Origin of the sequence: Telluria sp. B2, from assembly GCF_051789535.1 — a bacterium.
GTDB lineage: Bacteria > Pseudomonadota > Gammaproteobacteria > Burkholderiales > Burkholderiaceae_D > Telluria.
Map to the genome: position 1 here is coordinate 4,777,687 of NZ_CP196525.1, position 9,080 is coordinate 4,786,766.

10 protein-coding genes are annotated in these 9,080 nt (G+C 65.2%); 4 read left to right on the forward strand and 6 right to left on the reverse strand.

Annotated features, from left to right (window positions below; genetic code table 11):
• Nucleotides 1-7: 7 nt before the first annotated feature.
• Nucleotides 8-133 (reverse strand): hypothetical protein, encoded by a 126-nt coding sequence (locus ACSUZJ_RS21135; RefSeq protein WP_499411470.1) that lies wholly within the window; start codon nucleotides 131-133, stop codon nucleotides 8-10.
• 260 nt (nucleotides 134-393) lie between these two features.
• On the opposite strand from ACSUZJ_RS21135, the gene ACSUZJ_RS21140 reads away from it, so the two are divergent.
• Nucleotides 394-1,092: a 2OG-Fe(II) oxygenase gene (locus tag ACSUZJ_RS21140; RefSeq protein WP_499411472.1), complete on the forward strand. Its 699-nt coding sequence runs from the start codon at nucleotides 394-396 to the stop codon at nucleotides 1,090-1,092.
• 220 nt (nucleotides 1,093-1,312) lie between these two features.
• On the opposite strand, the gene dxs is transcribed toward ACSUZJ_RS21140, so the two are convergent.
• Genes dxs through ACSUZJ_RS21155 form a run of 3 tightly spaced genes read right to left on the reverse strand, consistent with a single transcriptional unit; the run spans nucleotide 1,313 to nucleotide 4,332 of the window.
• Nucleotides 1,313-3,187 (reverse strand): 1-deoxy-D-xylulose-5-phosphate synthase, encoded by a 1,875-nt coding sequence (dxs, locus tag ACSUZJ_RS21145; protein WP_499411473.1) that lies wholly within the window; start codon nucleotides 3,185-3,187, stop codon nucleotides 1,313-1,315.
• On the reverse strand, nucleotides 3,188-4,078 hold the full coding sequence (locus ACSUZJ_RS21150) for a polyprenyl synthetase family protein (protein ID WP_499411475.1): 891 nt from the start codon (nucleotides 4,076-4,078) through the stop codon (nucleotides 3,188-3,190).
• The gene (locus ACSUZJ_RS21155) at nucleotides 4,075-4,332 is read right to left on the reverse strand and encodes an exodeoxyribonuclease VII small subunit (RefSeq protein WP_499411476.1); all 258 of its coding nucleotides are present in this window, start codon (nucleotides 4,330-4,332) and stop codon (nucleotides 4,075-4,077) included. The genes ACSUZJ_RS21150 and ACSUZJ_RS21155 overlap by 4 nt, the downstream gene beginning before the upstream one ends.
• A 416-nt stretch (nucleotides 4,333-4,748) precedes the next feature.
• On the opposite strand from ACSUZJ_RS21155, the gene ACSUZJ_RS21160 reads away from it, so the two are divergent.
• From ACSUZJ_RS21160 to ACSUZJ_RS21170, 3 genes are read left to right on the forward strand one after another with little or no spacing between them, the layout of a single operon-like run.
• Nucleotides 4,749-5,849, forward strand: coding sequence for an aromatic ring-hydroxylating oxygenase subunit alpha (locus tag ACSUZJ_RS21160; protein ID WP_499411478.1), 1,101 nt, complete (start codon nucleotides 4,749-4,751; stop codon nucleotides 5,847-5,849).
• Nucleotides 5,850-5,864: 15 nt separating this feature from the next.
• Nucleotides 5,865-6,788 carry a DMT family transporter gene (locus tag ACSUZJ_RS21165; protein ID WP_499411480.1) on the forward strand — a complete coding sequence of 308 codons (924 nt, stop codon included), beginning with the start codon at nucleotides 5,865-5,867 and terminating at the stop codon, nucleotides 6,786-6,788.
• Nucleotides 6,789-6,795: 7 nt separating this feature from the next.
• A complete protein-coding gene (locus tag ACSUZJ_RS21170) occupies nucleotides 6,796-7,650 on the forward strand; it encodes a sulfurtransferase (protein ID WP_499411481.1) in 855 nt (284 codons plus the stop codon).
• Nucleotides 7,651-7,783: 133 nt separating this feature from the next.
• Here ACSUZJ_RS21170 and ACSUZJ_RS21175 read toward each other — a convergent pair whose 3' ends face one another.
• Both ACSUZJ_RS21175 and ACSUZJ_RS21180 read right to left on the reverse strand, forming a co-directional pair.
• Nucleotides 7,784-8,326, reverse strand: a complete 543-nt coding sequence (locus tag ACSUZJ_RS21175; protein ID WP_499411483.1) for a putative glycolipid-binding domain-containing protein — start codon at nucleotides 8,324-8,326, stop codon at nucleotides 7,784-7,786.
• A gap of 37 nt (nucleotides 8,327-8,363) precedes the next feature.
• Nucleotides 8,364-9,035, reverse strand: coding sequence for a ZIP family metal transporter (locus tag ACSUZJ_RS21180; protein ID WP_499411485.1), 672 nt, complete (start codon nucleotides 9,033-9,035; stop codon nucleotides 8,364-8,366).
• Nucleotides 9,036-9,080: the final 45 nt, after the last annotated feature.

The following is a 9,080-nucleotide window of genomic DNA, read 5'->3' on the forward strand; positions in this document are numbered from 1 at the left end:
GCCTTGCCTACGACAGGCTCCTGACGTTCCTCTTCAGGAAGAACCAGGCCGCGGCGACCGAGGTCAGGAACAGGGCGACGCCGGCCGGGTCAACGCGTACGTCGACGGTCACTTTCACGTCTACATTCTTCATGGCTTCCTCGTCGATATGATTTTAGAAATTAGTAAAATTATATCGAAGTCGGCGTGTCGCTATCCTGCTCATGCGTGCGCATGCCGCAGCCGGCCGCATCCGGGACGCCATCAGGCGCCCAGCGTCTCGAGCAGATAACCGATGAACACCCTCACCTTTGGCGGCAGGAAGCGGTGTTCACCCGTTCGCGCTAGCGTCTATCAAGGGTCTCGCCGGGTTACACTGGCGGGCGCATACCGACTCGACGGAAAGGGACTGGCTTGGACGACTTCATCGGCATCTACGACGGCGCGCTGACGCCGCAGCAATGCGACGCGATCCGCGCGCGCTTCGACGCCAGCGACAAGGTGGTGCGCGGTCGCACCGGCCAGGGCGTGGATGTGAAGAAGAAGGACAGCTACGACCTGACGATCGCCCAGCACCGCGAGTGGGACGACGTCAACGCGCTGCTGGCGCGCACCGTCGCGCGCCACCTGTGTGACTACATCGACCGCTACCGGGCGCTGGTCACCGGCTCGCTGGCGCCGACCCTGGCGCACCCGGAAACAGGCGCGCCGACGCCGCTGACGCTGGAGAACTTCGACGAACTCGCCGCCTCGCGCCTCGAGGCCCTGCTGCAGGCGCTCTACCGCTGCGGCCCCATCAACCTGCAGAAGTACCTGCGCGGCAGCGGCGGCTACCACCACTGGCATTCCGAGATCTATCCGCAGAACGCGAGCTGCGAGACCCTGCACCGGGTGCTGCTGTTCCAGTTCTACCTGAACGACGTGGAGGAAGGCGGCGAAACCGAATTCCTCTACCAGGGACGCAGAATCGAGGCGCGCCAGGGACGACTGATCATTGCGCCGGCCGGGTTCACGCACACGCACAAGGGGCATGTGCCGGTCAGCGGGGACAAGTACATCGCCACGTCCTGGATCCTGTTCCAGCGGGCGGAGGCGTTGTTTGGGCAGGGATAGCTGGAGAGGGAGTCCGAAAGGAGCGCGCGGCACGCACAGGCTCCATACAGCGTGGACACAGGTGTCCACCCTACGCCCTTTCCTGAGTCCGTGACTTCGGGTTGTAGGGTGGACGCGGCCGGCGTAGGCACCTGTGTCCACGCTGTCGTACCGATGCGTACCGCACCGTGTACAAAAAAGCGGCGCCCAGGGCGCCGCTTCTTCATCGAGCCTGATCTGCTCAGTTCTTGACCGCCACCAGCCGCGGTTCGTCCGCCACGCCGAAGCGCGCACGGATCGAGGCGGCGATGCCTTTGGCATCCAGGCCGACGGACGCCAGCAGTGCCGCCGGGTCGCCCTGGTCGATGAACTTGTCCGGCAGGCCGAGGATGAGCAGCGGTTTGACGATGCCCGCCTGCGCCATCGCTTCGGCCACGGCCGCGCCGGCGCCGCCCATGACGGCGCCCTCTTCCACCGTCACCAGGTAGTCGTGTTCGGCCGCCAGCTGCTTGACCAGCTCGACGTCGAGCGGCTTCACGAAGCGCATGTTGGCCACCGTGGCATCGAGTTCGGCGGCCGCGCCCAGGCTCGGCGTGACCATCGAGCCGAAGGCCAGGATCGCGATCTTCTCGCCCTTGCGCTTGATCTCGCCCTTGCCGATCGCGATCGAGGTCAGCTCTTCCTGGATCGCGGCGCCGACGCCGGCGCCGCGCGGATAGCGCACCGCGGCCGGGCCCGGGTAGTGGTAGGCCGTGGTCAGCATCTGCCGGCACTCGTTCTCGTCCGACGGCGCCATCACCACCATGTTCGGGATGCAGCGCAGGTAGGACAGGTCGTAGTTGCCGGCGTGGGTCGCGCCATCGGCGCCGACCAGGCCCGCGCGGTCGAGCGCGAAGGTCACGTCCAGGTTCTGCAGGGCCACGTCGTGGATCAGCTGGTCGTAGGCGCGCTGCAGGAAGGTCGAATAAATCGCCACCACCGGCTTCATGCCTTCGGTTGCCAGGCCCGCGCCGAAGGTCACCGAGTGCTGCTCGGCGATGCCGACGTCGAAATAGCGCTCCGGGTACTGCGCGTGGAAGCGCACCATGCCCGAGCCCTCGCGCATCGCCGGCGTGATGCCGACCAGGCGGCTGTCGATCGCGGCCATGTCGCACAGCCAGTTGCCGAACACCTCGGTATAGGTGATCTTGGCCGGCGCGCTGGCGGGTTTGATGCCCTCGGCTGGATTGAACTTGCCGGTGCCGTGGTACAGGATGGGCTCGGCCTCGGCCAGCTTGTAGCCCTGGCCCTTCTTGGTCACCACGTGCAGGAACTGCGGGCCCTTGAGCTTCTTGATGTTTTCCAGCGTCGGGATCAGGGAATCGAGGTCATGGCCGTCGATCGGGCCGATGTAGTTGAAGCCGAATTCCTCGAACATCGTGGCCGGGACCACCATGCCCTTCGCGTGCTCTTCCAGGCGGCTGGCCAGCTCGCGCAGCGGAGCCGGCAGCACGGTCTTGCCGACGTTCTTCGCCGCGGCGTAGAACTGGCCGCTCATCAAACGGGCCAGGTAGCGGTTCAGCGCGCCGACCGGCGGCGAGATCGACATGTCGTTGTCGTTCAGGATCACCAGCAGGTTGCAGTCTTCCTCGACGCCGGCGTTGTTCAGGGCCTCGAAGGCCATGCCGGCGGTCATCGAGCCGTCGCCGATGACGGCGATCGCGTGGCGGTTCTCGCCCTTCAGCTTCGCGGCCGCGGCCATGCCCAGGGCCGCCGAGATCGAGGTCGACGAATGGGCGGTGCCGAAGGTGTCGTAGATGCTTTCGTCGCGCTTCGGGAAGCCCGACAGGCCGTTCAGCTGGCGCAGCGTCGGCATGCGTTCACGGCGGCCGGTCAGGATCTTGTGCGAATAGGTCTGGTGGCCGACATCCCACACGATGCGGTCGTGCGGGGTCTCGAACACGTAGTGCAGCGCGATGGTGAGCTCGACGGTGCCGAGGTTCGACGACAGGTGTCCACCCGTCTTGGCGACCGACTCGAGCAGGAACTGGCGCAGCTCGTGCGCCAGCGGCGTGAGCTGGGTGCGCGGCAGCTTGCGCAGGTCGGACGGGTCGTTGATGGTTTCTAACAGGTTCATTTAGGCCTTCCGCTGCACGATCAGGTCCGCGAGTTCGCGCAGCCGCAGTGCTTGTTCTCCGAATGGCGCCAGCGCGTCATGCGCGTCGCGCCGCAATTGTTCGGCCAGCGCCTTCGAGGGCTCCAGGCCGAGAATCGACACATAAGTCGGCTTGTTGTCGGCGGCATCCTTGCCGGCGGTCTTGCCGAGGGTGGCCGAGTCCGCGGTCGCGTCGAGCACGTCGTCGACGACCTGGAAGGCCAGCCCTACTGCCTTCGAGTAGGCATCCAGGGCGGCGAGTTCCTTCTCATCGAGGTCCTTGCCGCACAGCGCGCCGAGCAGGACCGAGGCGCGTAGCAGTGCGCCGGTCTTCAGCCGGTGCATGCGCTCGAGCTGTTCCAGGGTGAGCGCCAGGCCCACGCTGTCGAGGTCGATGGCCTGGCCGCCGCACATGCCGGCGGAGCCAGCCGCTTCGGCCAGCAGGCGCAGCATGCCGACCAGCCGCGCGGGCGGCAGGGTATCGGCGCCGGCCAGCACTTCGAAGGCGCGGGCCTGCAGGGTGTCGCCGACCAGCAGCGCGGTCGCTTCGTCGTAGGCGACGTGCACGGTCGGCTTGCCGCGGCGCAGGGCGTCGTCGTCCATGCAGGGCATGTCGTCGTGCACCAGCGAATAGACGTGGATCATCTCCAGGGCGCAGGCAGCGCGCGCCAGCGCGGCCGGGTCGGCGCCGAACAGCGCGCCGCTGGCGTAGACCAGCAGCGGACGCACGCGCTTGCCGCCGCCCAGCGCCGTGTAGCGCATGGCCTCGTGCAGCTTGGCCGGCTCGCTGCCGGCGGCCGGCAGGAAGTTCGACAGCGCTTCCTCGATTTCGGCCTGGACGCCACCCATCCAGCAGGCGAAGGGCGCGCTCATTGGCTTGCCTCGCCCGCGCCGTCGACGCTGAAGGGCTTGAGCATGTCGCCTTCGAGTACTTTCACCTGGGATTCCACCTTGTCGAGCTGGGCAGCGCAATACTTTACCAGCTCGGAACCGCGCGCATAGGCGGCGACCGAGGCTTCCAGCGGCAGCTGGCCGGCTTCCATCTGGGAGACGAGCTGGGCTAGTTCGGCCATTGCCGCCTCGAAGGATTCCGGCGCAGTCGCCTGCGCGTTTGAATTGTTTGCCATAGTTACTTGTTGTGTTGGGGCAGCGACCCCGCAGAATGTCGCAACCTGTGCGCCATGGGGGAGTCTAATCGCGTATTTTAGAACAATCCTTACCCTTGGGGTGGCTACGCAAGTGTTGAGCCTCGCGAAGGGCGACTCACGGCCCTTTGATAAAAGCACCACATTTTAGCGCAAGCACCCTTAAACCGATGAAAACGATGCCTTTCCGGCAATTCCTTTGCCTCTGCGCGCCACAGCCGCGCGCCGGTCCGAGACTGTAGAGCTCGTTCCACGGTATAATCTCCGGTTCTGTCCGAAATACCGTATTTCCAAATCCAAAATACTGGTCTTTGGATTCTTTCTCTTCTTTGGGGTCCTCGAAAAGCGGGTTTTTCGGGGTGCCCTTGGCTCGGTGCTTTTATAAAAGGGGGGTTGGGATGTCCGATCTGGCTACCCACGCCAAGCTGGCGCGCTCGTGCGCTCAGCTTCCGGTAAATGTTTACTTTGACAATGCGCTGCTGCAGCGTGAGATCCAGCAATTGTTTCAGAAGGGCCCGCGCTACGTCGGCCATGAGCTGATGGTGCCGGAAGTGGGCGACTTCGCCACGCTGGCATCGGAAAACGAAGGCCGCATGCTCGTGCGCAATGCCACCGGCATCGAGGTGCTCTCCAACGTCTGCCGTCACCGCCAGGCGCTGATGTTCAATGGCCGCGGCAACGCCAAGAACATCGTCTGTCCGTTGCACCGCTGGACCTACGACCTGAAGGGCGAACTGATCGGCGCGCCGCATTTCGCGGAAACGCCCTGCCTGAACCTGTCGAAGTCGCCGCTGCAAAGCTGGAACGGCCTGCTGTTCGAGCAGAACGGCTACAACGTGATGGAAAAGCTCAAGGGGCTCTCGGTCACGAAGGACCTGGACTTCTCGGGCTACCTGTTCGACCACGTCGAGATCCACGACTGCGACTACAACTGGAAGACCTTCATCGAGGTCTACCTCGAGGACTACCACGTCGAGCCCTTCCACCCCGGCCTGGGCAACTTCGTCAGCTGCGACGACCTGAAGTGGGAATTCGGCCGCGACTACAGCGTGCAGACCGTCGGCGTGAACCGCGGCCTGCAGAAGGCCGGCTCGCCCACCTACAAGAAGTGGCAGGAAGCGGTCCTGAAGTTCAACGGCGGCAAGGAGCCGAAGCACGGCGCGATCTGGCTCACGCTCTACCCGAACATCATGGTCGAGTGGTATCCGAACGTGCTGGTGGTCTCGACCCTGTTCCCGCTGGGCCCGCAGAAGACCCGCAACGTGGTCGAGTTCTACTATCCGGAAGAGATTGCCCTGTTCGAACGCGAACTGGTCGAGGCCGAACGCGCGGCCTACATGGAAACCTGCGTCGAGGACGACGAGATCGCCCAGCGCATGGATGCCGGCCGCAAGATTTTGCTGGATCGCGGCGTCAATGAAGTGGGACCCTACCAGTCGCCGATGGAAGACGGCATGCAGCACTTCCATGAGTGGTACCGCAGCAAGATCGAGCTGTAACAAACCAGGAATTTGATGCCTTCACTCTGGATGTTGTTCGCCAGCTTCGCGTTTGCCGCCATGGGCGCGGGCGTGAAGCTGGCTTCCGAGTTCTACACCACCTCCGAACTCCTCTTCTACCGCGGCCTCATCGGCTCCGTGATCCTGCTGGCCATCGTGCGCCAGCAGGGCGGGACCTTCCGCACACCCTTCCCGAAAGCCCACCTGTGGCGCAGCGCGGTCGGTGTGACCTCGCTCTGGCTCTGGTTCTTCGCCATCTCGAAACTGCCGCTGGCAACCGCCATGACCCTGAACTACATGGCGCCGATCTGGATCGCCGCCTGGATGTTCCTGCTCGGCTGGTGGACGAAAACGAAACATGCCGAGTGGCCGCTGGTGCTGGCGGTCGGCGCCAGCTTCTTCGGCGTGACCCTGGTGCTGCAGCCGGCGATCGAATCGAACCAGTGGCTGGGCGGCCTGGCGGGCCTGTGCTCGTCGGTGATCTCGGCCATGGCCTACATGCAGGTGCGAAAGCTCGGCCAGATGGGCGAGCCGGAGTACCGCGTGGTCTTCTATTTTTCGCTGACCACGGCGCTGGCCGGCATGGCGGGCGTGATCGGCGGCGACGGCGCGGAAAGCGGCTTCCCCTTCCACGGCCACACCTTGTACGGCGGCCTGCTGCTGCTCGGGATCGGCTTTGCCGCCCTGATGGCGCAGATGGCGATGACGCGCGCCTACCGCGTCGGCAAGGTGCTGGTGGTGGCGAATCTGCAGTACACCGGCATCGTCTTCTCCAGCCTGTGGGGCCTGATGCTGTGGGGCGACCGCTTCGACTGGCACGTGTGGCTGGGTATCGGCGTGATCCTGGCATCGGGCATCGCGGCGACGTTCTACAATACGAGGAGCACGGCGCGTGGCGCCGTCACCGAGAAAACGGACCCCATCGCCAGCGAACTGTGAGGACGCCATGTACACGACCCTGATTTCCGCCGCCGACCTCGCCGCCAATATCGACAACCCAAACTGGGTCGTCGTCGACTGCCGGCACGACCTCGTCAACCTGTCTTTCGGGCGCGAAGCCTATGCGGCCGGCCACCTGCCGGGCGCGGTATTCGCCGATATGGAAACCGAACTGTCGGGCGCCAAGCGCGGACCGGACGGCGTGTTCCGCGGCCGCCATCCGCTGCCGGAAAAAGAGGCGCTGGTCGAGACCCTGCGTTCCTGGGGCGTGAACGACGGCACCCAGGTCGTCGCCTACGACGCCCATGGCGGCATGTACGCGGCGCGCCTGTGGTGGCTGCTGCGCTGGATTGGCCACGAGGCCTCCGCGGTGCTCGACGGCGGCCTGCCGGCCTGGCAGGCGCTCGGGCAGCCTGTGGTCACCGAGGTTCCCGCCAAGCCGCGCGGGTCGATCGAGGCGCGTGCGCCTTTCGTGCCGACGGTGACGGTGGCCGAAGTGCTGGAAAATATTGAGAGCGCGAAGCGCACCGTGGTCGATGCACGCGCGTCGGATCGTTTTCGCGGCGAGAACGAGACGGTCGATCCGGTCGGCGGCCACATCCCGGGCGCGAAGAACCGCTTCTTCAAGGACAACCTGCAGGGTGACGGACGTTTCAAGGCGCCCGAGCAGCTGCGCGAGGAATTCAGCGCCGTGATTGGCGATCCGAAGGACGCGATCATGCAGTGCGGCTCGGGTGTGACGGCTTGCCACAACCTGCTGGCGCTGGAAGTGGCCGGCATGCCGGGGGCGGCGCTGTATCCGGGCTCGTGGAGCGAGTGGAGCGCGGATCCGTCGCGGCCGGTGGCGATCGGCGCCGATTGATCGTCGTTTCGCCTTCGTAGGGCGGACACCTGTGTCCACGCGGTCGTGCCTTCGCACACCTAACTGCTTCGCGAAGCCTCCGGTCAGGTTTCGAACGATCAGACCTTGTACAGCGTGGACTCGGGAGTCCACCCTACAAAACCCGCTTGAACAGCCCGGGATACTGAAGCACCACTCTCTCGTCATCGACCTGCAGGTCCGCCTGGAAGTCACGCCCCACGCTCTCGAAACGGTAGCTGTCCGCGGCAAGCCGCGTATAGGCCTGCCGCGCCTTCTCCACCTTCAGTTCCGGAATCCACACCCACGCGACGTCGATCTCCTGCCGCAGGTCGAGCACGCCGTGCATGCGCCGGATCGGCAGGGTATTGGTAAAACAGCTCGCGGTAAGGTCGATGTCGATGCAGCCATCGAGCGCCTCGACCGGCGCTCCCTCGCTGTCCTGCCAGTGGCCTTCGCCATCGGCGTAGAGTTCCAGCCGCCCTCCCCCTGCCACCTCGATGCGCGCATGGCGCACGCGCCAGGCGGCGTCGCAGCGGATGCTGTAGAAGGCGCCGTAGTCTTCGCCATGGCGGCCGCCGACCACCGCGCCCTGCGCGAGAACGAGCTCGCCTTCCTGGCGCAGCGCCAGGTGCTCCATTCCCTCACCGTCTTCCGGTGTCCAGCGATAGCTTTTCATGACAGGTTCCCAGCCGATATGGCCGGGCCCGATCAAATCAGCGCCCGGTCAGGAACAGGACGATGATAACGCCAAGGGAAATGAGAAGCACCTGCGGGATCGATTCCTTCACCGTCGCGCGGCGCTGCATCTGCGGCATCAGGTCGCTGACCGCGATGTAGATGAAGCCGGACGAGGCGAACACCAGCACGTAGGGAATCAGGCCGCTGGCGCGGTCCAGGGTGAAGTAGCCGAGCAGGCCGCCCGCCACGGCCAGCAGGCTGCACAGCAGGTTGAAGATGTAGGCGCGCAGGCGCGAGAAGCCGGCGTTGAGCAGTACGATGAAGTCGCCGATCTCGGTCGGGATCTCGTGCGCGACGATCGCCAGCGCGGTGACGATGCCCAGTTCCGGGTTGGCCAGGAAGGCGGCCGCGATCAGGATGCCGTCGGTGAAGTTGTGCATGCCGTCGCCGATCAGGATCATCCAGCCCGATTTACCCGCCGCGTGCCTGTCGTGGCCGTGCGCATGGTGATGACCGTCACCCTCGTGGTGGTGCGAGTGGCGCAGCAGCGCCACTTTCTCGAGCAGGAAGAAGGTCAGCAGGCCGGCCAGCAGGGTCGCGAACAGCTTGTGCGGGCTGGCGCCGGAATCGAAGGCCTCGGGCAGCGCGTGCAGCAGCGAGGTCGACAGCATGATGCCGACGGACAGGCTCACCAGCCGCTCCACCATTTTGGAAAGCAGCGTGAACGAGAATAAAGCCGCGGCCGAGATGCT